This is a genomic window from Pinisolibacter sp. (genome assembly GCF_036782435.1).
GTDB lineage: Bacteria > Pseudomonadota > Alphaproteobacteria > Rhizobiales > Ancalomicrobiaceae > CALBKH01.
The window spans coordinates 1-22661 of sequence record NZ_DAIPZB010000012.1 but is presented as its reverse complement, the minus strand read 5'-3'; the positions used below and the strand labels follow the sequence as shown (position 1 = coordinate 22661).

At 68.9% G+C, this 22661-nt stretch carries 22 protein-coding genes; 7 read left to right on the top strand and 15 right to left on the bottom strand.

Annotated elements, in window-relative coordinates; translation table 11 throughout:
* Window positions 1-116: 116 nt before the first annotated feature.
* Window positions 117-1448 (bottom strand): tRNA uridine-5-carboxymethylaminomethyl(34) synthesis GTPase MnmE, encoded by a 1332-nt coding sequence (gene mnmE, locus V7Q42_RS07130; RefSeq protein ID WP_333823224.1) that lies wholly within the window; start codon window positions 1446-1448, stop codon window positions 117-119.
* 79 nt (window positions 1449-1527) lie between these two features.
* Here mnmE and V7Q42_RS07125 point away from each other — a divergent pair, with 79 nt between their 5' ends.
* Window positions 1528-3555 (top strand): thioredoxin domain-containing protein, encoded by a 2028-nt coding sequence (locus V7Q42_RS07125; protein ID WP_333823223.1) that lies wholly within the window; start codon window positions 1528-1530, stop codon window positions 3553-3555.
* A 118-nt stretch (window positions 3556-3673) separates the two neighbouring features.
* Here the strand turns inward: V7Q42_RS07125 and rho are convergent, their stop codons facing one another.
* From rho to hemE, 3 genes are all read right to left on the bottom strand, one after another.
* Window positions 3674-4939: a transcription termination factor Rho gene (gene rho / locus V7Q42_RS07120; RefSeq protein ID WP_333823222.1), complete on the bottom strand. Its 1266-nt coding sequence runs from the start codon at window positions 4937-4939 to the stop codon at window positions 3674-3676.
* A gap of 317 nt (window positions 4940-5256) precedes the next feature.
* Entirely contained in the window at window positions 5257-5790 is a 534-nt protein-coding gene (gene hemJ, locus V7Q42_RS07115) for a protoporphyrinogen oxidase HemJ (protein WP_333823221.1), read from the bottom strand.
* 11 nt (window positions 5791-5801) lie between these two features.
* Window positions 5802-6827: a uroporphyrinogen decarboxylase gene (gene hemE / locus V7Q42_RS07110; RefSeq protein ID WP_333823220.1), complete on the bottom strand. Its 1026-nt coding sequence runs from the start codon at window positions 6825-6827 to the stop codon at window positions 5802-5804.
* 437 nt (window positions 6828-7264) lie between these two features.
* On the opposite strand from hemE, the gene V7Q42_RS07105 reads away from it, so the two are divergent.
* The 5 genes from V7Q42_RS07105 to dnaQ all read left to right on the top strand — a co-directional run bounded on the left by V7Q42_RS07105 (window position 7265) and on the right by dnaQ (window position 10990).
* On the top strand, window positions 7265-8086 hold the full coding sequence (locus tag V7Q42_RS07105) for a pyruvate, water dikinase regulatory protein (protein ID WP_333823219.1): 822 nt from the start codon (window positions 7265-7267) through the stop codon (window positions 8084-8086).
* A 21-nt stretch (window positions 8087-8107) separates the two neighbouring features.
* Window positions 8108-8704 (top strand): Maf family protein, encoded by a 597-nt coding sequence (locus V7Q42_RS07100; protein ID WP_333823218.1) that lies wholly within the window; start codon window positions 8108-8110, stop codon window positions 8702-8704.
* Complete coding sequence (locus tag V7Q42_RS07095; RefSeq protein ID WP_333823217.1) at window positions 8701-9543, top strand: shikimate dehydrogenase; 843 nt, start codon at window positions 8701-8703, stop codon at window positions 9541-9543. The genes V7Q42_RS07100 and V7Q42_RS07095 overlap by 4 nt, the downstream gene beginning before the upstream one ends.
* A 4-nt stretch (window positions 9544-9547) precedes the next feature.
* Window positions 9548-10138, top strand: a complete 591-nt coding sequence (gene coaE / locus V7Q42_RS07090) for a dephospho-CoA kinase (RefSeq protein WP_333823215.1) — start codon at window positions 9548-9550, stop codon at window positions 10136-10138.
* A 144-nt stretch (window positions 10139-10282) separates the two neighbouring features.
* The gene (gene dnaQ, locus V7Q42_RS07085; RefSeq protein ID WP_333823214.1) at window positions 10283-10990 is read left to right on the top strand and encodes a DNA polymerase III subunit epsilon; all 708 of its coding nucleotides are present in this window, start codon (window positions 10283-10285) and stop codon (window positions 10988-10990) included.
* 280 nt (window positions 10991-11270) lie between these two features.
* Here the strand turns inward: dnaQ and garL are convergent, their stop codons facing one another.
* The gene (gene garL / locus V7Q42_RS07080; protein ID WP_333823213.1) at window positions 11271-12050 is read right to left on the bottom strand and encodes a 2-dehydro-3-deoxyglucarate aldolase; all 780 of its coding nucleotides are present in this window, start codon (window positions 12048-12050) and stop codon (window positions 11271-11273) included.
* Between the two features lie 51 nt (window positions 12051-12101).
* Window positions 12102-12674 (bottom strand): Lrp/AsnC family transcriptional regulator, encoded by a 573-nt coding sequence (locus tag V7Q42_RS07075; protein ID WP_333823212.1) that lies wholly within the window; start codon window positions 12672-12674, stop codon window positions 12102-12104.
* 110 nt (window positions 12675-12784) lie between these two features.
* Between V7Q42_RS07075 and megL the strand changes: the two genes are divergently transcribed.
* On the top strand, window positions 12785-13984 hold the full coding sequence (megL, locus tag V7Q42_RS07070) for a methionine gamma-lyase (RefSeq protein ID WP_333823211.1): 1200 nt from the start codon (window positions 12785-12787) through the stop codon (window positions 13982-13984).
* Window positions 13985-14063: 79 nt separating this feature from the next.
* Here the strand turns inward: megL and nikR are convergent, their stop codons facing one another.
* From nikR to V7Q42_RS07025, 9 genes are all read right to left on the bottom strand, one after another.
* A complete protein-coding gene (gene nikR, locus V7Q42_RS07065; RefSeq protein ID WP_333823303.1) occupies window positions 14064-14486 on the bottom strand; it encodes a nickel-responsive transcriptional regulator NikR in 423 nt (140 codons plus the stop codon).
* Between the two features lie 84 nt (window positions 14487-14570).
* Window positions 14571-15341 carry an energy-coupling factor ABC transporter ATP-binding protein gene (locus V7Q42_RS07060; protein ID WP_333823209.1) on the bottom strand — a complete coding sequence of 257 codons (771 nt, stop codon included), beginning with the start codon at window positions 15339-15341 and terminating at the stop codon, window positions 14571-14573.
* Window positions 15338-16102: a cobalt ECF transporter T component CbiQ gene (gene cbiQ / locus V7Q42_RS07055; protein ID WP_333823208.1), complete on the bottom strand. Its 765-nt coding sequence runs from the start codon at window positions 16100-16102 to the stop codon at window positions 15338-15340. The genes V7Q42_RS07060 and cbiQ overlap by 4 nt, the downstream gene beginning before the upstream one ends.
* Window positions 16099-16797: a hypothetical protein gene (locus tag V7Q42_RS07050; RefSeq protein WP_333823207.1), complete on the bottom strand. Its 699-nt coding sequence runs from the start codon at window positions 16795-16797 to the stop codon at window positions 16099-16101. Before V7Q42_RS07050 ends, cbiQ begins: the two co-directional genes overlap by 4 nt.
* Window positions 16794-17417 carry a cobalt transporter CbiM gene (gene cbiM / locus V7Q42_RS07045; RefSeq protein ID WP_333823205.1) on the bottom strand — a complete coding sequence of 208 codons (624 nt, stop codon included), beginning with the start codon at window positions 17415-17417 and terminating at the stop codon, window positions 16794-16796. Before cbiM ends, V7Q42_RS07050 begins: the two co-directional genes overlap by 4 nt.
* Window positions 17418-17427: 10 nt before the next feature.
* Window positions 17428-18204: a DUF4198 domain-containing protein gene (locus V7Q42_RS07040; protein WP_333823204.1), complete on the bottom strand. Its 777-nt coding sequence runs from the start codon at window positions 18202-18204 to the stop codon at window positions 17428-17430.
* A gap of 303 nt (window positions 18205-18507) precedes the next feature.
* Entirely contained in the window at window positions 18508-19512 is a 1005-nt protein-coding gene (locus V7Q42_RS07035) for an aldo/keto reductase (RefSeq protein WP_333823203.1), read from the bottom strand.
* Between the two features lie 37 nt (window positions 19513-19549).
* On the bottom strand, window positions 19550-20047 hold the full coding sequence (locus tag V7Q42_RS07030; RefSeq protein ID WP_333823202.1) for a hypothetical protein: 498 nt from the start codon (window positions 20045-20047) through the stop codon (window positions 19550-19552).
* Complete coding sequence (locus V7Q42_RS07025; RefSeq protein ID WP_333823201.1) at window positions 20044-22587, bottom strand: DUF7929 domain-containing protein; 2544 nt, start codon at window positions 22585-22587, stop codon at window positions 20044-20046. The genes V7Q42_RS07030 and V7Q42_RS07025 overlap by 4 nt, the downstream gene beginning before the upstream one ends.
* Window positions 22588-22661: the final 74 nt, after the last annotated feature.

The following is a 22661-nucleotide window of genomic DNA, read 5'->3' as shown; positions in this document are numbered from 1 at the left end:
GCGTTCGCGTCCCGCGACCTTGCGGAGCCGTATCGAGTCGATGTTCCAATTCGAACCGGTTTCGAATCCATGTTTCACGTGAAACAGAATCGATCAGGTTACGAATCGAATATCGCCTATTTCCCGATACAGAACTCGCCGAAGATCACATCCAGAAGATCTTCCACGCCGATCTCCCCGGTTATCCTCCCGAGTTCGTCACCCGCTCGCCGCAGGTCTTCCGACCTCAGTTCCGCATCCTTCTCGCCATCACCCACCGCACGATCCAACTCGACGAGCGCCTCCGCCAAATGGATGCGATGTCTTTCCCGGCTCGGCACGGCACCGGCACCACCTCCTGCCAGCTCCGCTTCTTTCGCCAGAGCGGCGATCAACGTCTCGATGCCCTCTCCGGTCTTCGCCGACACCGCCAGCGATTTCGTTGCGGCACCGAATCGCTCTCCTCCCTCGAGCGGGACGCCCAGATCGGCCTTGGTCACGACTCTCCAGATAGTCGTACCCGGAAAATCCGCCTCCAATTCGTCCCCGTCCCCCTCGTCCGCAGCTTTCAACCACAGAACAAGATCGGCGCCCCGGCCCCGCTCGACCGCCCGCCGGATCCCCTCGGCCTCCGCACGCCCGACATCCTGCCGGAGACCCGCCGTGTCGACGAGCGTCACCGCCCAACCGCCGAGATCGAGATGCACCTCGATCAGATCACGCGTCGTACCGGCCTCTTCCGTGACGATCGCCACATCGCGGCGCGCCAGTGCATTGAGGAGGCTCGACTTGCCGGCATTCGGCCGCCCCATCAGAACCACCTGCAGGCCGGTCCGCACCCGTTCGCCGCGTTCTGCCTCGCCGAGGTGAGACCGGATCTCCTCCGCCAGACGCGACGCGTCGCGCCAGGCTTCGTCCGCGACCGATCCCGGCACATCCTCCTCGTCGGCAAAATCGAAATCGGCTTCGATCAGAGCTCGAATGCGAACGAGGCGCTCCCGCCAGGTTCCATAGAGCCGCCGGAGAGCACCCGACGCCTGCGTCGCCGCCTGCCTTCGCTGCGATTCCGTTTCGGCCGCGAGAAGATCGGCCAGACCTTCCGCCTCGGTGAGATCGATCCGGCCCGCGAGAAACGCCCGCCGGGTGAACTCTCCCGGATCGGCCGGCCGCAGCCCACCGATCTCGCCGAGACGCCGAAAAATCGAGTTGATCACCGCCCGACTTCCGTGGACCTGGAACTCCGCCATGTCCTCGCCGGTGAAACTCGTGGGCCCGGGAAACCACAGCACCAGACCGCGATCGATCTCCGAACCGTTCCGGTCACGAATCGACCGCAGGGTCGCCCGTCGTGTCTCCGGGAGGACCCCGCTCATCGTTTCGAGGACGAATCGGCATCTCGGCCCGCTGAGCCGGATCAGCGCGACACCGCTGGGAACGCCACCACTCGACAGGGCGTAGATCGTCTCCATATCGTCTCCACTGTTCCACTCGCCACCCCTCGCGCACGCCCTATCTACCGAATCGACCCCCTCGATCGGAGTTCTCTTCGTGCCGCTGCCTCCCGCCAATCTCCTCGCCGGATCCGCCAGCCCCTACCTCCTGCAGCACGCGGACAATCCCGTCCACTGGCGCCCCTGGGGAGCGGAGGCGCTCGCCGAAGCGAAGGAGACGGGGAAGCCCATCCTCCTGTCGGTCGGATATGCCGCCTGTCACTGGTGCCACGTGATGGCGCACGAGTCCTTCGAGGATCCCCGTATCGCCGAGGTGATGAACCGATTGTTCGTGAACATCAAGGTCGATCGCGAAGAACGCCCCGACGTCGATCAGATCTACATGAGCGCCCTTCACGCCCTCGGAGAGCAGGGCGGCTGGCCTCTGACCATGTTCCTCGATTCCGCGGCGAAGCCCTTCTGGGGCGGCACGTACTTCCCGCCCGCCGCCCGCTGGGGCAAACCCGGCTTCGTCGATCTGTTGCGCGAGATCGCCCGCATCCACGCCGAAGAGCCGGACAAGGTCGCCCACAACGCCGAAGCCATCCGCGACCATCTCGCCGAGCGCGTCCCCTCGCCCCCCGCCGATCTTGGCGTCGCCTTCCTCGACGGCGCCGCCGCGCGCCTGCTCGGCGCCGCCGACCCGATAGAGGGCGGCATTCGCGGCGCTCCGAAGTTTCCCCAGACACCGATCCTCGAAAGCTGGTGGCGCGCAGCCCGCCGCGGCCCCGGCCGCCCGGCCCGCGATGCGGTGTTGCGCACGCTCGAACGCATGAGCCTCGGCGGCATCTGGGATCACCTCGGCGGCGGCTTCGCCCGCTATTCCACCGACGAGCACTGGCTGGTGCCGCATTTCGAGAAGATGCTCTACGACAACGCCCAGCTGCTCGACCTCCTCGGCCGAGCGTGGTCGGCGACCGGCGATACCCTGTTTCGCGACCGAATCGGAGAGATCGTCGGATGGCTCACGCGAGAGATGCGCCGTCCGGAAGGCGCCTTCGCCGCGGCGATCGATGCCGACAGCGAGCACGAGGAGGGCCGCTTCTACGTCTGGACACTCGCCGAGATCCGCGAGGTGCTGGGAGACGACGCCGACCTCTTCGCCGACGCCTACGACGTCCGCCGTCACGGCAACTGGGAAGGCCACACCATCCTCAACCGGTCGAGCGACGCCTCCCGCGGCGATCCGGCCCGCGAGGCCGTGCTCGCCGATTGCCGCCGGCGTCTGTTCGAGCGCCGCGCCGGCCGCGTCCGTCCGATGACCGACGACAAGGTCCTCGCCGATTGGAACGGCGGGCTCATCCATTCCCTGACGCTCGCCGCAAGGCGCCTCTCTCGCCCCGATTGGCTCGACCTCGCCCGCTCCGCCTACGGCTTCATCCGCGACGTCATGGGACGCGACGACCGCCTCGCCCATGCCTGGCGCGACGGCGTCTCCGTCTATCCCGGACTGTCGAGCGATCTCGCCCAGATGTCTCGCGCCGCCCTGACCCTGCACGAGACCACCCGCGAACCCGGTTTCCTCACCGACGCCCGACGCTGGATGGCCTCCCTCGACCGCCACCATGCCGACCCTGCCGGCGGTTGGTATCTCACCGCCGACGACGCCGAAGCCCTGATCGTCCGCCCGGCCTCACCCCGTGACGAGGCGACCCCCAACCCCAATGCGGTCGCGATCGAGAACCTGCTGCGCCTCGCCGTCTTCACCGGCGATGACGAATACACCCGGCGCGCCGAAGAGACGCTGCGCCGCTTCGCCGCCATCATGACCGCCGACATCTTCTCGACCGCGTCGCTGGCGAACGCCCTCGATCTCGCTCTCGGCCTCGTCGAAGTCGTCCTCGTCTCACCGCCCGGCGGCGACCCGGAGCCGCTGCGCCGTGTCGTCTACGAATCGACCGACCCGCGCATCGTCCTTTTCGAAACCGAATCGACCGCTTCGCTGCCGCCGTCGCACCCGGCGCACGGCAAGACGCCGATCGACGGTCGCCCCACCGTCTGGGTCTGCCGCCGCGGCGCCTGCGGACTGCCCACCATGGATCCCGCCATGTTGCGGATCACCCTCGAGGACGGTGGATCCGAATGAGTTTCGGCCCGGTCGGTTCGCATCCGATTCGATCGTGATTCACGTGAAACACCGCCGGAAAGCAGAAGGGCGCCACGGTCCCCCGTGACGCCCTTCGCCGTTTCGATCGATCCGACGATCATGTGTTCATCGAATCGAAGAAGTCGGCATTGCGCTTGGTCTGGCGCAGCTTGTCGAGCAGGAACTCGATGGCGTCGACCGTACCCATCGGCGTGAGGATGCGGCGCAGGACATACATCTTTTTGAGCTGGTCCGACGGCACTAAGAGCTCTTCCTTGCGGGTGCCGGAGCGGGTGATGTCGATCGCCGGGAACACGCGCTTGTCGGCCACCTTGCGGTCGAGAATGATCTCCGAGTTGCCGGTGCCCTTGAACTCTTCGAAGATGACTTCGTCCATGCGGGAGCCGGTGTCGATCAGCGCCGTGGCGATGATGGTCAGCGAGCCGCCTTCTTCGATGTTGCGGGCCGCGCCGAAGAAGCGCTTCGGCCGCTGCAGCGCGTTGGCGTCAACACCGCCGGTCAGGACCTTGCCCGACGACGGCACCACGGTGTTGTAGGCGCGACCGAGGCGGGTGATCGAGTCGAGCAGGATGACCACGTCGCGGCCGTGTTCGACCAGACGCTTCGCCTTCTCGATCACCATCTCGGCGACCTGGACGTGACGCGACGCCGGCTCGTCGAAGGTGGAGGAGACGACCTCGCCCTTCACCGTGCGCTGCATGTCGGTCACTTCCTCCGGCCGCTCGTCGATGAGCAGCACGATGAGAAAACACTCCGGATGATTGGTGGTGATCGACTTGGCGATGTTCTGCAAGAGAACCGTCTTACCGGTGCGCGGCGGCGCGACGATCAGACCGCGCTGACCCTTGCCGAGCGGCGTGACGATGTCCATGACCCGCGCCGACATGTCCTTGGACGTCGGCTCCTCCGGCTCCATGCGGAAACGTTCGTCCGGGTAGAGCGGCGTGAGGTTGTCGAAGTGGACCTTGTGACGGGTCTTCTCCGGGTCCTCGAAATTGATGGTGTTGACCTTGAGAAGGGCGAAATAGCGCTCGCCTTCCTTCGGGCTGCGGATCTGACCCTCGACCGTGTCGCCGGTGCGGAGCGAGAAGCGGCGGATCTGCGACGGCGACACGTAGATGTCGTCCGGTCCGGCGAGATAGTTGGCGTCCGGCGAACGCAGGAAGCCGAAGCCGTCCTGCAGCACCTCGACGACACCCTCGCCGATGATCTCGACGTCGCGGGCCGCCAGCTGCTTGAGGATGGCGAACATCAGCTCCTGCTTGCGCATGGTGCTGGCGTTCTCCACCTCCAGCTCCTCGGCGAAGGCGAGGAGTTCGGTCGGCGACTTGGACTTGAGGTCCTGGAGCTTCAATTGCTGCATGAGGCGGGTCTTTCGGGGGGAAGCATCGGAAACGTCGTCGGATCCTGGCGGCCCGGCGACGCGGAATCACGGTGAGACGAGACATCGCACGGGATACGCGACCGGCCGCGCGATGATCGAAGAGGAAGGGCAGACGGCAGGGCGGCGCTTCGGCCGCGCCTCTCACCGCACCGGTCGACGAAAGCGACGAATGCGGGGTCTGCTTCGGTGGGACGCGACGAAAATAGTCCGCCTCGCCGTATCCCACAAGCCCCTGCGACGGGCAGGTCGGAAGCTCGCCTGCGAATGGGCCGAAATCGTGACGGCCGCCCGTCCGATCAGACGAAGGGCTTGACGATGACCAGGATGACGATGGCGATCATCAAGAGGGTCGGCACTTCGTTCATGAAGCGCCAGAAGCGATGATCGCGCCGGCCCTCGTCGCGGGCGAAGTCGGCGACCGCCTTGGCCAGATACCCGTGCACCGCCGACAGCGCGATCACCCCGGCGAGTTTCGCATGGAACCAGCCGTCGCTCAGGAACGACATCCGCCAGGCGATCCACAAACCGGCCGCCCACGACACGATCATCGCCGGGTTGATGATGTAGCGCAGCAGCTTGCGCTCCATCACCTTGAACGTCTCCGACGTTTCGGAGCCGACGGCGACGCCACAGTGATAGACGAAGAGTCGCGGCAGATAGAGCATGCCGGCCATCCAGGAGATGATCGCCACCACGTGCAGCGCCTTCATCCACAGATAGGCGCCGTCGCCGAGCACCCCGACGAAGAAGCCGATGAGGCCCACCGTCACCGCCAGGAAGACCACGGCGCGTTTCGTCCGCCGAATCACCTCCTCGTGGGTCGCCGCCATCTCGTCACTCCTCACCGCTTCGCCGCGCGGACCCGTTCGACCAATCGGGCGACGTTGGCCGGATCCGCATCCGGGGTGATGCCGTGGCCGAGGTTGAAGACCAGCCGACCGCCGCCGAGTCCTTCGAGCACCCGGTCGACGCCCTCGTCGAGCGCCCGACCACCGATAACCACCCGCATCGGATCGAGATTGCCCTGCACGGCCACCTTCGACTGGATCCGATCCCGCGCGAACCGCGCCGGCATGGTCCAGTCGAGACCGACCGCATCCACTTTCGTCTCGTCGATGTAACGCTCCAACGACGCCTGCGCCCCTTTCGGGAAACCGATGACCCGCGCGCCCGAATGGATCTCGCGCAGCCCCGCGACGATTCGCTTCGTCGGCGCGATCACCCAGCGCTCGAACTCGTACTCGTCGAGGACGCCCGCCCAGGTGTCGAAGATCTGCACCGCATCGGCCCCGCGCCGGATCTGTTCGGCGAGATAACGGATCGAAGACCGAACCAGAACGTCGATCAGCCGGGCGAAGCCGTCCGGGTCGGTCAACGCCGCTCGCCGCGCCGGTGCCTGATCCGGTGTTCCTCGACCGGCGATCATGTAGGTCGCCACCGTCCAGGGAGCCCCACAGAAGCCGAGGAAGGTCGTCTCCCTCGGCAGACCCGCGCGGATCATCTCGACCGCCTCGTAGACCGGTCCCAGGCGTCCATCGATCCCGTCCGGATCGAGCTCGCCGACGCGGGCCAGGTCGAGCGGCTCCAGTACCGGTCCTTCGCCTTCCTGGAACGCCACCTTGCGACCCAGCGCATCGGGGATCACCAGGATGTCGGAGAACAGGATCGCCGCATCGAAGCCGTAACGCCGGATCGGCTGAAGGGTCACTTCGGTCGCCAGCTTCGGCGTGTAGCAGAGATCGAGGAAGCCGCCGGCTTCCGCCCTGGTCGCCCGATATTCCGGCAGATAGCGACCCGCCTGCCGCATCACCCAGATCGGCGGAGGGAAGAGCGCTTCACCCGCCAGCACCTGCAGCACCTTCCGCACGGGAGCGGATCCTTCGGTCGCCGGCGTCGTCACGCACACCCCCTTCTTCAAATCATTCTTCGAATGAAGATCTGTTGAGACTCTTTGACCGTGGATTACCGGGATCCGCGATGAACCACAATGACTCACGTGAAACACGCCGCCGCACCCCGGCTGTGGACGACGAATCCGAGCCCCGATCCGAGCCACCGCGTTAACCGAATTTCAACCTTGGTTACCAAAGGGTTTACGACGACCCCGGGCCCGGCGCTCCTGTGGACCGCACGTCGATCGATTCCGGACGGCTCGCCGCTCGTCCCCGCAGTCGTCCGAAGCCCCTCTCTCGCCCTTCGTCCTTCGACCCTGTTGATCGTTTTGCTCGAAGGGGAGAAAGTCGGCGGGCCGAAGCCGATCGACGGGGGTTCTCCACCGCTCGCCCTCGGCCTGGGGACAGACCTGTGACGACACAGTCCAACTTCTTCCATCTCCATCTGATTTCGGATTCGACCGGCGAAACGCTGGTGACCGTGGCGCGCGCCGCCGCGGCCCAGTACGAGGCGATCGAGCCGATCGAACACGTCCACCCGCTGGTACGGACCGACCGCCATCTTGATCGCGCCCTGGTCGAGATCGAGCAGTTCCCCGGGATCGTTCTCTACACCCTGGTCAACCGCGATCTCGCCGACCGGCTCGAGCGCTTCTGCCGCGACCAGGGACTACCCTGCGTCTCGGTGTTGGCGCCGGTGCTCGATATCTTCCGGTCGTTCCTCAACGTCTCGCAGACCCATCGCGCCGGTGCCCAACACGCCCTCGACGCCGACTATTTCCGCCGCATCGAGGCGATGAACTTCACTCTCGCTCACGACGACGGCCAGCTGCCGCACGATCTCGACGACGCCGACGTCGTCGTCCTCGGCGTGTCGCGCACCTCCAAGACGCCGACCTCGATCTATCTCGCCGGTCGCGGCATCAAGACCGCCAACATCCCGATCGTCCCCGGCATCGAGCCGCCGCCGGCCTTGAAGACGGTCTCCAAGCCACTGGTCGTCGGCCTCATCGCCAGCCCCGACCGAATCGCCCAGATCCGCGAGAACCGCGTCCTCGCCATGGGATCGAAGAGTTTCGACACCACCTATGTCGACCGCCCCTCGATCGCCATCGAACTGACCCTGATGCGGCGGCTCTGCGCCGATCACGACTGGCCGGTGATCGACGTCACCCGCCGTTCGATCGAAGAGACCGCGGCGGCGATCATCGCCCTGCTGCGGGCTCGCCGCTGACCCCATCCACGACGGAGCCGCATGTCCTCTCTCGTCCTCGCCTCGAAGAGCCCCTCGCGCTCCGCCCTTCTCGCCGGCGCCGGCCTCGCCTTCGCCACCGAACCGTCGAACATCGACGAGCGCGCCGTCGAAGAACCGCTGCTCGCCGCCGGCGCCGATCCGGGGGCGATCGCGCTGCACCTCGCCGAGGCCAAGGCCCTCGACGTCGCCACCCGCCGCCCCGGCGAACTGATCCTCGGCGCCGACCAGACCCTCGGGCTCGGTGCCGAGCGATTCGTCAAACCCGATTCGGTCGCCGAGGCCCGCACGCATCTCGAGCGCCTGCGCGGTCGCGCGCATCGGCTCCATTCGGCGCTGGTGCTCGCTCGAAACGGCGCCGTGCTGTGGCGCCACGTCTCCGTCGCCACCCTGACAATGCGCGCCTTCTCCGACGCCTTCCTCGACCGCTATCTCGAAACCGTCGCCGACGAGGTGACCGGCACCGTCGGCTGCTATCGGCTCGAGGGGCCGGGCATCCAGCTGTTCGAGACGATCGACGGCGACTATTTCACCATTCTCGGCCTGCCGCTGTTGCCGCTGCTCGCCGAACTCCGAAACCGGGGGATCGTCGAGGGATGACCGCAACCTCCACCGCAGTCCGGCGCGCCTTCGTCGTCGGCTGGCCCATCGCCCAGTCGCGCTCACCGCTGATCCACGGTCACTGGCTGAAGGTGCACGGCCTCGCCGGCTCCTACGAGAAACTGGCGGTCCCGCCGGAGGAGATCGAGGCCTTCCTGCGCGATCTGCCGACCTCCGGCTGGGTCGGCGGCAACGTCACCGTCCCCCACAAGGAGGTCGCCTATCGGATCGCCACCGAAAGGGACGAGATCGCCGAGGCCATGGGGGCGGTGAACACCCTGTGGATCGACGGTAGACGGATCTGCGGAACCAACACCGATGCGATCGGCTTCATCGCCAATCTCGATGATCGCGCCGCCGGTTGGGACGCGAACCCGGGCGTCGCCGTGGTGCTGGGGGCGGGCGGCGCCGCGCGCGCCGTGGTCTGGGGACTGATCCGCCGCGGCTTCACCGTGCGCGTCGTCAACCGCACCCTCGCCCGCGCCGAGGAGCTCGCGGCACGTTTCGGCCGCGGCACCACCGCGCACGGCTTCGACGAGCTGCCCCGCCTCCTCGGCGAGGCGAAGGTGCTGGTCAACACCACCTCCCTCGGCATGACCGGCAAGGACGGCCTGACGATCGATCTCTCGGCCCTTTCGCCCGACACGCTCGTCACCGACATCGTCTACGTGCCGCTCGTCACGCCGCTCCTCGCCGCGGCCGAGGCCCGCGGCCTCAGGACCGTCGACGGTCTCGGCATGTTGCTGCATCAGGCGGTCGGCGGGTTCGAACGCTGGTTCGGGGTGCGGCCGACCGTCACCGACGAACTGCGCGCCCTCGTCCTCGCCGACATCGGGTGATGCCATGATCCGTCTCGGCCTCACCGGATCGATCGGCATGGGCAAGTCGACCACCGCGGCTTTCTTCCGCGGCTTCGGCGTGCCGGTCCACGACGCCGACGCCACCGTCCACGCTCTCTATCGCGGTGCCGCCGTCGCGCCGATCGAGGCGGCCTTCCCGGGGACGACCCGTGACGGCGTGGTCGATCGGCCGATGCTGGCCGCCCGCGTCCTCGGCGACGATGCCGCGGTGAAACGGCTCGAGGCGATCGTCCATCCGCTGGTGCGCGACGCCGAGATCGCTTTTCTCGGCAAGGCCCGCGCCGAAGGCCGGCGGATCGTCGTCCTCGACATCCCGCTGCTGTTCGAGACCGGCGGCGACACCCGCGTCGACGCCGTCGTCACCGTGACCGCGCCGGCCGAGGTCCAGCGGGCGCGCGTCCTCGCCCGTCCCGGCATGACCGCCGAGAAGTTCGAGCAGATCCTCGCCCGGCAGGTCTCCGACGCCGAGAAGCGCTGCCGGTCGCATTTCCTCGTCGACACCGCCGGCGGTCTCGAGCCGGCACGCCGCCAGGTCGGTGCCGTTCTCGCCGCGCTGGCGGCGATGAACCGTTGAGAAACGGCCGCCGCGCTCTCGTCCCGCTTGAAACCGCCGCACCGTCCTGATTCTCTCGTCTCCGGTCGGAGCATGGTCTCTCCGACCGGGTCGGTTCGACCCGATCGGAACATCCTCTGCCGAACCGCGACGCGGAGAGAAACCTTGCGCGAGATCGTCTTCGACACCGAAACCACCGGCTTCGACCCGCGCACCGGCGACCGAGTGGTGGAGATCGGCTGCGTCGAGCTGGTCAACCACATCGTCACCGGCCAGACCTTTCACGTCTATCTGAACCCCGAACGGTCGATGCCGCGCGCCGCCTTCGAGGTCCACGGCCTCTCCGACGAGTTCCTCGCCGACAAGCCGAAATTCGCCGAGGTCGCGGAAGATTTCCTCGCCTTCGTCGGCGAGGCCCGCCTCGTCGCCCACAACGCCGAATTCGACTTCAAGTTCATCAATGCCGAATTCGGCCGCCTCGGCCTGCCGCCGATCGGCCTCGAACGGATGGTCGACACGCTGGCGTTGGCCAAGCGCAAGCACCCCGCCGGCCCCAATTCGCTCGACGCGCTGTGCTCGCGCTACGGCATCGACAATTCCCGCCGCGACCATCACGGGGCGCTGCTCGACAGCGAGCTTCTCGCCGAGGTCTACGTCGAACTGATCGGCGGCAAGCAGGCCGCCCTCACCCTGGTCTCCGCCGACGAGCCGCGCGGCGGCGGCGCCAAGGTCGCCGGCCGGACCGCGGCCGGTCCGCGGACCCGCCCCGCCCCGCTCGCCTCCCGCCTGAGCGAGGCCGAACGCATCGCCCACGACGCCTTCGTCGCCAAGATGGGCGAGAGTGCACTCTGGCGACGCTACGCCGACGACTGATCCGCGAAACACGCGATCCCCGAAAACGCGAAACCCCGGCGCCCTCCCGCTGGAGCGACGCCGGGGTCACGAATGTCGTGGTCGCGATCGACCGATGTCATACCGAGTTCACGAAATTCGGACTCGTCCGAATTTCGTGGGTTGCGGCCCGACCGGCCGACGCCCGTTCGGGCTTGCCTTCGCGGATGACGTTCCGAACAGGTCGGAACTTCATCCGCTCGGTATCACCGGTCCGCGCCGAGCCGCCGTCCGGTGGCGCCGACTTTCGCCGAGGCGGCGGTCAGCGGAAACGGTCGCGCAGCGCCCGGGTGGCGTTGCGGAACACCCCGAGATCCGAACCGACCGCCACGAGGTTCACGCCGAGGTCGAGATAGCGGCGCGCATCGGCTTCGACCGGCGCCAGGATGCCGCTCGACTTTCCCGCCTTCGCCGCCGCCGCGAAGACGAGGGCCATCGCCGACTGAACCTCGGGGTGACCTGGGTCGCCGAGGTGGCCGAGCGCCGCCGCCAGATCGGACGGTCCGACGAAGAGACCGTCGACCCCGTCGACCTCGGCGATCTCCGCCGCCGCCTCAACGCCTGCGAGATTCTCGATCTGCACCACGACGGCGATGTTGTCGTTCACGATCTTCAGGTAGTCGGCGACCGTTCCGTAGCGATTGGAGCGTTGAGCGACCGAGACGCCCCGCACCCCCTGCGGCGGATAGCGGGTCGCCGCCACCGCGCGCCTCGCCTCCTCCGCCGACTGGACGAAGGGAACGAGGAAGTTGTGGAAACCGGCGTCGATCAGACGCTTGATCTGCACCGTGTCGTTCCACGCCGGCCGCACCACCGCGGCGGAGGGACTGTCCTTGAGCGCCATCAGTTGCGGAATGAGCGTGAGGACGTCGTTCGGCGCGTGTTCGGCGTCGAGCAGGATCCAATCGAACCCGGCGAGCCCCAGGATCTCCGTCGTGATCGGCCCGGCGAGGGAACACCAGACGCCGATCAGGCGATCCCTGGTCGCGAGCGCCGAGCGAAAACGATTGGGGAAGGCCTCCTGGGGACCGGACTCGCTCATCGAAATCACACTCCGTGTTCGCTCGGGAGCCGGCACGCGCCAGCGTCGGGGTTAGGCCATCGTCGCACCACCTTCGGGTCGCCGTCGAGGGCGGACTTCGCCTCGCCCGGCCGAAGTCGACCCGTCGTTCGGCCCCCGACGGCGGGTCGCGAGCGGCAGCGGGCCGTCGGTCTTGTGGCTGCGCATGGCGAAGGAGGTGCGGATGTCGGCGACCGCCGGCAGGGACAGCATCCGCCGCAGCACGGTCGATTCGTAGGTCGCCATGTCGGGCACCACCACCTCGAGCAGGTAGTCGGTGTCGCCGGAGGTCAGGTGACAGGCGACCACCTCGGGCATGGCGAGCACCGCGTCGACGAAGGCCTCGGCGTTCTCGCGCGAATGGCGGGCGACGCGGACCCCGGCGAAGACGGTCAGGCCGAAGCCGACGGCGGCGCGATCGAGGACGGCACGGTAGGCGGCGACGACACCGGCCTCTTCCAGGAGCCGCACCCGGCGCGAACAGGGGGACGGCGACAGGCCGACCTTGTCCGCCAACACGATGTTGGGGATACGGGCGTCGGCCTGAAGCTCGCGGAGGATCTTCAGGTCGATGTCGCCGAGGGCGATGTTGGCACGATCGGTCATTTTTGATCTCTCGAGGGAACGAAGCTGCGACGACGGATGGTCGTTCGAAGCGAATTCGGCATGATCGCACGGGGCGAGCGGCGTATCATCTCCTCTCGAAGGAGATCGCCATGTCGGACACCTCGCACTTCCGCGGCTTCGCCACACGCGCCATCCACCACGGCTATGATCCGTTCGAGCACCAGGGGGCGCTCAATCCGCCGGTCTTCCTCACCTCGACCTACGCTTTCGGCAGCGTCGACACCGGTGCGGCCCGCTTCGCCGGCACGGCCGAGGGCTACATCTACAGCCGGGTCGGCAATCCGACGGTGACGGTGCTGGAGAAGCGGCTCGCCGATCTCGAGGAGGGTGAGGCCGGGCTCGCCACCTCCTCGGGCATGGGGGCGTTGACCGCGGTGTTGTGGACGCTGCTCGCATCCGGCGACGAGGTCGTCGCCGACGAGACGCTCTACGGCTGCACCTTCGGGCTGCTCGAGCACCACATGCCGAAATTCGGGGTGACGACGCGCTTCGCCGATCTGACCGACCCGGCGAACCTCGGTGCCGCGATGAGCGCCAAGACGCGGCTGGTGATCACCGAGACGCCGTCGAACCCCAACATGCGGGTCATCGACATCGCGGCGATCGCCGAGATCTGCCGCGCCGCCGGGGCGACCTTCGTCGTCGACAACACCTACTGCACCCCCTATCTGCAGCGGCCGCTGACGCTCGGCGCCGACGTGGTGATCCATTCGGCGACGAAATATCTCGGCGGCCACGGCGATCTCCTCGCCGGGGCGGTCGTCGCCTCCAAGGAACTCGTCGATCGGTTTCGTTTCGTCGGCATCAAGGAGCTGAACGGCGCCTGCATCTCGGCTCTCGACGCCTTCCTGGTGCTGCGCGGCCTGAAGACGCTCGCCCTGCGCATGGACCGTCACTGCGAGACCGCGGCCCTTCTGGCGGCAGAGCTCGAGGCCCATCCGGCGGTCGAACGGGTATGGTATCCCGGCCTCGACAGCCACCCGCAGAAGGCTCTCGCCACCCGGCAGATGCGGGCGATGGGCGGCATGATCGCGCTGGAGCTGAAGGGCGGGCTCGAGGCCGGCAGAACCTTCATGGACGCGGTCGAACTCGCCACGCGGGCAGTCAGCCTCGGCGACGCCGAAACCCTGGTTCAGCACCCGGCGAGCATGACCCACTCGACCTATGCGCCGGAGGAGCGGGCGAAGCACGGCTTCACCGACGGTCTCGTCCGCCTGTCGGTCGGGCTCGAGGACCACGACGACATCCGCGCCGACCTGTTCCGGGCGCTCGATCGGGTCGGGCGCTAGAGCGCGCGTCTCGGGCCTCGGCGGGAACCGCGGGCGGCGGCGCGATGCGGGGAGCCCGGCTCCGCCGCGACGGCGGATCTCACGGCTCGGACCCCGATCGATCGGTGGGCAGGCTCGCCGGGATCACCACGGCGCGGCCGTGACGCACGCCGCGTTCGGCCTGCACCGCCTCGACGAAGGCGCGCACCGCCGGGGTCGGCCCCTCCAGCACCGCCACCTCCAACACGTCGCCGCCGTCGAGCGGGCGTTGCAGACGGGTGCTGCGCAGATCGGATCGATCGCGGAAGGCGGCGGCGAGGCGTTTCGACAATTCGCGGGTCTGCGGATCGAAGACGTAGGTGAGGGTGGCGACGCAGTCGCGCGTCTCGCCCACCGCCTCGACGCCGTGGGCGAGACCGGCGCGGGCGAGATCGCGCACCGCCTCGGAGCGGTTGGAGTAGCCGCGCGACTCCATGAAGCGGTCGATCTCGGCCATCAGGTCGTCGTCGAAGGTCAGGGTCACGCGTTGCAAGGGGTCCGGCTCCGGCGGGCATCGACAGGTCGTCGGGATCCTACGCCGATCGAGGCGCGTGAGAAGTCGGGACGATCACGTCGCCGGGTCTTCGGGGGCGTGAACGTGGGGGTGGGCCCGGGGATGGGTGTGACCGTGGTCGTCGTCGAGCCCGTGGATGTGGACGTGGTCGTGCACGTGGACATGGCGATGCAGGCTCGCCGGCGCGAGGCGGCCGTTCTTCAGCAGCACGGCGCGAGTGGCGAGTTTCTCGAGGAACAGCCGATCGTGGGCGACGATCACCATCGCCACGTCGAGGCCGGCGAGGATGTCGATCAACCGGTCACGATGGGTCTCGTCGAGGGCGTTGGTCGGCTCGTCGAGCAGCAGCGCCCGTGGCTCCATGGCGAGCACTGTGGCCAGACTCACCAGCCGCTTCTCACCGCCCGAGAGGCGATGGGTGACGCGCGCGGCGAGGCCGGCGAGGCCGAGGCGATCGAGGGTGGCGCGGGCGCGGGCTTCGGCCGCGGCCGCCGACAGGCCGAGATTGAGCGGGCCGAAGGCGACGTCCTCGATCACCGTCGGCGAGAACAGCTGGTCGTCGGGGTCCTGGAAGAGGAAACCGGCGCGGGCGCGGACCTCGTGGAAGTCCTTCTCGATGCGGCGTTCGCGACCGAAGGCGACGATCCGGCCGGCGCTCGGCCGCTCGAGGCCGACGAGGGTTCGAAGCAGCGTCGTCTTGCCGGCGCCGTTCGCCCCCACGAGCGCCAGACGCTCGCCCGGTTCCAGCGTCATCGACACCGAAGTGAGGATCGGCCGGCCGGCGCGCGCCACGGCGACGTCGACGAGATCGAAGAGCGCGCTCACGTCAGCCGCTCCGTCACCAGGGGGAGGAGCAGAAGAACGGTGGCGACCACGGCAAAGCGACGATCGGCGGTACCGTAACCGCCGCCGTCGACGAGGGCGAAGCGGCCGGTGAAGGCACGGCAGCGCATCGCCTCGTCGACCCGCTCGGCGCGCTCGACGGCACCGACGAGCAGGCGGCCGGTGAGATGGGCGAGAGTGCGCAGGGTGTGGATCGAGGTGCGGGGGCGGAAGGCGCGGGCGCGGAGCGAATCGTGACGGCGGGCCACCTCCTCGCGCAGCAGCGCGACGAAGCGCACGGCGAAGAGCAACAGATGCACCAGTTTCCTCGGCATCCCGAGCCGGGCGAGGGCGTGGCCGAAGCGCACCGGTTCGAGCCCGGCGACGAGAGTGAAGATCACCGCCGCCGCCAGGGTCACTCGCAGCACCACCAGCACGGCGCGGTCGACCCCCGGCTGGGACAGCACGAGCGGCCCGAGCCGCGCCCAGTCCGGACCCGGCACGGTGAGCGGCAGCAGCACCAGCAGCACGGCGAGAAAACCCTCGACATGGGCGAGGCGGCGCAGCAGGTCGCCGGGCTTCGCGCCGACGGCGAGCGCGAGCCCGATGGCGAGCGCCGTGGATGCGGCGAGGACCGGCGGCGAGCGCAGCGCGAGGACCACGGCCACGGCGACGACGGACGCGAGGATCCGGCTGCGCGGGTCGAGCCGGTCGAGGAGCGGCCGGGCGGCGACGGCGCGATCGTCGAGGAACGCTTCGCTCACGGCTTCTCCTCCGGGTCGCGGCGACGGCGCGACGAGGCCCACAGAGCCGCCCCGGCGAGACCGACGATCATGCCGATGCCGCCCATGATGTCGTTGAAGCGCAATCGCCCTTCGGCTCGCTCGTAGGCCTCCTCGAGCGGCCGCAACCGCCGTTCGAGCGCCGCGTCGACCCGATATTCGACGAGACGGGCGAGGGCGTCCTCGTCGATCCCCGACGGGCGCGGCGGGGCGGCGGAGGGCGGCGAGGGGGCCGGCGGGGGAGCCGCCGCGGGGGCCATCGACGGCTCGGGTGGCGGCGAGGCGGGCTTTTCGGTCCGGTCGGCGGACGTCGGCTCGGTCGGCCAGGCCGGTCCGGCGAGGCGATCGGCGGTGACGGTTCCGCTCACCCAGTGGCCGTCGCCGGCGTTCACCGTCACCGCGTAGTCGGCGGCCGAGACCGGCCGCCAGCGGAAGGCGCCGTGTTCGTCGGTTCGACCGCGGTGGACCTCGCGGCCGGCCGCATCGGCGACGACGTAGTCGACGCCGTCGGGCCGGCCACCGCCGACGAAGAAGGCGTAGCCGGCGATTTCGCCGGCCTCGGTCGTGAGGAAGAGCTTCAGGCGATGGGCTGCGGCCGGAGCCACGCCGGCTGCGATCGTCGCCGCGGCGAGCACGGCGACGGCGAGGCGGCGAGCGAGGGCGCGCGCGGCGATCATCCGGTCGCCCCCGCCGGGGCGAAGGGCAGGATCTCGGGCTTCACCCGCTTCAGGTAGGCGACGACGAAGCCGGTGACGACGGCCTCGACCGCGGCGAGCGGCAGGCCGGTGAGCACGACGACGCGCAGGCTCGGCAGGTAGTCGGCCGAAGAGAGCGCCAGCGCCAGGGCGACGCAGGCGAGCGTGCCGAGCACCGACGCGGCGGCCACCGCGGCGGCGATTCCCCCGGCGAGGAGACCGTCGGTGCGGGCGAGGAGCGGCGCGGCGAGTGTGCCGAGGATCACCCCGGGAAAGGCGATGTCGACCACGTCGACGCCGAGCGACGTCAGCCCGCCGAAGCCGAAGAACACCGCCTGCAGTAGAAGGCCGACGAAGATCGCCGGGATCGCCTTCACCCCGAGAACGATGCCCATCAGGCCGGAGAGCAGCAGATGGACGCTCGACGGGCCGAGCGGCACCGAGACCAGCGAGACGACGAAGAACACGGCGGCGAGGATCGCGGTCGCCGGAATGTCGCGTTCGTCGAGCCGCGACAGCCCGAGGGCGAGGCCGCCGGCGGCGAGAACGCCGCCGCCGAGGAGGACGGGGAGCGAGAGGACACCGTCGGGGATGTGGGCCATGGCGATCTCCTCAGCGCTTCGGGGCGGGGGCGGTGCCCATGTCGGTGGTCTTGACCCAGATGAGGCCGCCGCGTTCGGTCGGCGCAGGCTTACCGTCGGGGCCCGGGGCTTCCGGCCCGTCGACGAGGGCGGCGAAGCCCCACCAGCCGGCGCGCGGCATGGCGTAGGCGAAGACGCCGCGCTCGTCGGCCCTGATCACCTGGGTGAGGAAGGCGTCGTTCGGCGGTGTCACCGAGCCGTCGTTGGCCCATTCCACCTCGATCTCGGCGAAGGGCACCGGCTCGCCGTCGCGACGGACGATGCCGCGGAAGAGGTTGCCGGTCCACAGGCCGGTCGGGCGGACGAGCGGTTCGATCTCGACCGGCAGGCCGACCGAGGCCGCCCAACCCTCGCCCGAGGCGAAGGCGTCGACCACCACCTTGGCGTAGTGGACGATCCATTTCTTCTCCGCCGCCTCCCAATAGGGTTTCGGCTCGACGAAGAAGACGCCGGCGCCGGGCCCGGCGAGCCGGGTGGCGAGACGCCAGGCGGTCCTGCCGCCGATGTCGACCGCGGTGAGCGAGCCGATGAGGTCGACGGTCTTGCCGTCACGGACCATGCCGACCCGCGCCGGACGCGCCATCTCCATCACCGGGCCGCGTTCCATCGGATGGGTGAAGACGAGGTCGAAACTCACCTCGCCGCCCTCCGGCAGGACGTCGGAGGAGGGGATGATCTCCTGGAAATGGGCGAAAGACGGCGTCGCCGTGAGCGCGAGGACGAACGAGGCGATCGCGAGGCTGCGCATGACGGGCTCCGAAGCGGGAAGCGACCAGCGTCAGGATAGGACGTTTTTCGGCATTCTGCATACTCGAAAAAACACGATCCCCGCCTCGATCTCGAGCACGCCGGTGCGGGAGCCGAGGCGCCGGAGGTTTCGGACGTCCGCGAAGGGCGGATCGATGCCCGCAGGCGGCGACCGGAAGGGTCGGTCGCGCCGAAAGCGCGACCGTGAGCCGCACGACGAAGCTCGAGCCGTGTCGGGCGCGGCGGCGACGGAGGAGCAGCCGAAGCGGATACTTCGGCATCTCCTCCCGCCGCGCGTCCGACCTCAGCCGTAGCGCTCGACGTAGAGCCACTGCGACGGGCTGTAACGGTCGCCGGCGGCGAAGCCCGGCGGCAGCAGATGTTCGAGTTCGGCGATGCGCTCCGCCGTCAATTCGACCGACCCGGCGCTCGCATCGTCCTCGAGATGGGCAGCGGTGCGGGTTCCCGGGATCGGGACGACGTGGGATCCCTTGGCCAGCGTCCAGGCGATGGCCAGCGCGGAGGGCGTGACCCCCCAGGATGCCGCCAGTTCGAGATACGCCTGCAGCTTGGCGCGGTTGCGCTGCCAGTTGACGCCTTCGAAGCGCGGGTTGGCGCGACGGAAGTCGGACGGCGCGAGGGTGCCGGGATCTTCGAGGTCGCCGCAGAAGTAGCCGCGGCCGAGCGGCGAGAAGGCGACGAAGAGGGCGCCGAGTTCGGCGCAGGCGTCGAGGAGGCCGAGTTCGGGGGTGCGCGTCCACAGCGAATATTCCGACTGGACGGCGGCGATCGGGTGGATGGCCGCGGCCCGGCGCAGGGTGTCGGGCGAAACCTCGGAGAGACCGATGGCGCCGATCCGGCCGGCCTTCACTTCGTCGGCGAGCGCCCCGATGGTCTCCTCGATCGGCACGGCCGGGTCGTAGCGGTGGACGTAGTAGAGATCGACACGGTCGGTTCCGAGCCGTTTCAGCGAGGCGGAGAGCGCCTCGCGCATATGGCCCGGCGAGTTGTCGATCACCCGTTTGCCGTCCGGCGACTTGGTGATGGCGAACTTGGTGGCGAGCATGACGCGGTCGCGGGTGCCGGGGTGGTCGGCGAAGAAGCGGCCGATGAATTCCTCGCTGACGCCCTCGCCGTAGATGTTGGCGGTGTCCCAGAAGGTGACGCCGAGGTCGAGGGCGCGAGCGAGCGTGGCGCGGCTCGTCGCCTCGTCGGTCGGCCCGTACATACCGCCGAAACTCATGCAGCCGAGACCGACGGGAGAATGGCCACGGGCACGTTCGGCGTAGAATCGATCGACGAGAGTCATGGACGGCTCCGGAAAGGACGAGGGGGAGGTGGCGCGATCATGGCCGACCGGGCGGGTCCGCGCCAGTGTCTGCGACCCCGATCCCGGTTCGACCGCCCGACGACGACGAGAAGCCGTTGGTTCGTCGTATGAATTCGGTGCAGCGTGACCGACCGCATCGGTCCGGTCCGGCAGGAGGAGATCGGGTCCGCCGACCTCGGACGAAGAGGAAGTCGGCGGCGGTGATCTCGGCGGCATCCACATCGACCAGCAGCGGGCTGCCGGCGACGGTGGCCGTGACGCGAACGTGATCCCGTGAGCCGCTGAGCATGATCTCGCCCTCACCGTCGGTGAAATCGCCGATCCTGTCGTTGCCCGCCGTTCCGGCGAAGTCGAACTCGTCGGCGCCCGCTTCACCCCACGGGTGGTCGCCGCCGGTGCCGCCGTAGAGTTCGTCGGTGCCGTCCTCGTCGAGGAACGAGTTGGCCGGCGGCGCCCACGACGGCGCCACCGGCCCGAGACGATCGACGGGACGACCGCGGATCGATCCGATCAATCCAGCGGCTCCGGCCTCCGCCGGGGCCCCTCTCCGCGATTGTTCCCCAGACCGTTCAGAATGCCCTCCAGGACCTTCCGCCCGGCGTCCGGATCACGACGCGGGCGTTCCTGCTGCGGCCGGCGATTGTCGGGCCTGCGCTGCTGTTCGCGGGCCGGACGGGCGGGCTTGACCTCGCGCGGAGGACGTTGCTGCTTCTCCGACTGCCGCTTGCTCGGCCGGACCGGCTCGGTCCGCGACGGCCTCGCCGGCACGTAGCGCTGGGTGGGAGCGTTCGACCGATAGGCCGGCGCGGGCGGCGTATAGGCCGGTGCTGCAGGCCTGTAGGTCGGTGCCGCCGGGGCGTACGCCGGGGCGGGCGGCGTGCGTCCACCGGTGCAGCTGCGGGTGCGCGGGTCGTAGGTCGTTCCGGCCTCACAGACGCAGCGCCCCGCCGCATTGAGGACCTGTCCCGGGATCACGCAGACCGGAGCCTGTCGGGCGGACGACGGCGGAGCGACCGGCGGCGGCAGGTTGCGCGGCAGTTCCTGGGAGGGCACCGGCGGCGGGAGGTTGCGTGGCAGCTCCTGGGTCGGTACCGGCGGCGGCAGACCGACCGCCCCGCGCGGAATCACCGGTGGCGGCGGGACGGGCGCCGGCGGAACGTCGATCGGGGGCTTTTCGATCTTCGGAATCCGGATCTTCGCCGTGGCACAGGACTGCGGTCCGGCACCGCCCGCGGAGTCGCGGAGCGCCGCGCAGTTGGTGACGTCGGCCATCCCTCCGTTCGCCGACGCGGCCAGCGCCGGGTCGACGGTGACTTCCACGAGCAGGGTCATCACCGCCCTCGGCGGCAGCACCGCATCGCTCCTGGTGCGGCACGAAAGGCGTCCCGCCTGCGGAATCTGGCAGTTCCACCGATCGGCGGGGCTGATCCGGATCTTCTTCGGATTCTTGTACGCCAGTTGGTCGTCCAGAGAGACCGGACCGCGATGGGGCGTGCCGCCGATGTTCGTGACCTCGATGGCGAACCGACACACTCCGCTGGCCGAGCAGACCGGAGAGAGCGTCTTCTTCTCGAGCTTCAACCGTGGCGGCTCGTTCACCGTCTTCTTCGGCGGCGGCGTGGAGCCGAAAGCACAGGCGACGTCCGACCGGCGGCGTGCATTCCGAGGAATCTGGCCGTCGATCCGCGCGCAGTTGAGCGCCTGGTTCCACCGGCGCGTCGAGAGATCGTCGAGCGTCAGGTCGACCGAGATCGACTGCCCCGGCGCCAGCGTGGTGGCCGGATGGCGACAGACGGTCGGCGTGGCCGTGGCGGAGCACTGCCACGGGGCCGCGGGCGCAACCGCGATCCGAGCCTGACCGCCCATGATGGTGTCGGTGAAGCTCAACTCGCCGACATGAGGCGCGGTGCCACGATTGGTGAGCGTGATGCGGAAGGTGCACTGCGCGGCGCCGGGATCGCAGCGGCCGGGCAGAGCCTGCTTCTGCACCACGAGCCTCGGCCGTTCGGGCCGCGGGCAATCTTCGACGGGAACGACGATCTCGACGAGTTGCCTGCAGCAGATGCCCCAGCCTTCCGCCGGTCCGGTGGTCACCTCGTGGCCGACGGTGGAGAAGAGGAGCGTCATGCCCGGCCGGGCGCCGTGGATGGTCCATTCGAGAACGCCACCGCCGTTCGGCACCACGGCCATCGGCGGATCGACGAAGACGCCCGGCGTGCCCGGCATGAACTCGACGGTCCTGCCGCTCATCTCCGGGCCGAAGGGCATGCGGTAGACCCGGGTGCCGTTGCCGGTCGGCGAGCACAGGAGCTCGCCCTGAACCAGCTTGAAACACGCTTCGCCGCCGAGGGGCGGCTGCGCGTTCGGTCGGGCGAGACCGAACTGGGTGGTGCTCGACGCCGTGCCCTGCGAAGAAGCGGAGGTGTCGCATCCGGCCATGTCGACCACGAGCGCCGTCGGGATCCCGTTGAACTCGTCGGCGTCCTCCGGGTAGGCCGGATCGTGGGAGCCGATGGTCGCGTAGGGACCGGTGGCGGTCGCGATCTCGAGCACCGCCTGATTTTCGATCGCCGCCGGAGACCCGAAGGCGGTGCGATCGATCCGGGCATCGATGTCGATCTCGAAGGAGAGCGACGACCTGCCGGGCGCGAACGCCGCCGGATCGAAGCGGATATCGGGGATCGTCACGGGACCGCTCGCAGCGACCTGGAGCGGGATCCCGGACGATGCGGCGAGAACATCACCGGCGATGTCGACGCGCGTGGCGGTCAGGCCGGCGGGAAGCGCGTCACGGAAATCGAATCGCGTGGACGCCAGGCTTCCCGCGAAGGTGCCGTCGGCGAGAAGACCCGGATCCATGTCCACCTGGACCCGGATCCTGTAGCTCACGTGGTCGCAACCGATCCGTCGCGCCGTCTTGTAGAAGCCGAGACGGTAGGGGGAGGCCACGCTCGCCGCGGCCGGGCTCGACGGAACGAACCCCGGTGGCGGGAACGTGGTGGTGGCGAAGGGCAGCACCCGCTTGTCGGCCTGCGCTTCGGCGGGGGCGGTCATGGCGACTGTCGCCAACACCGCTAAGAGTCCGTTTTGAAAATCACGGATGAGCGTTTCGCCTGAGGAGATTGCCA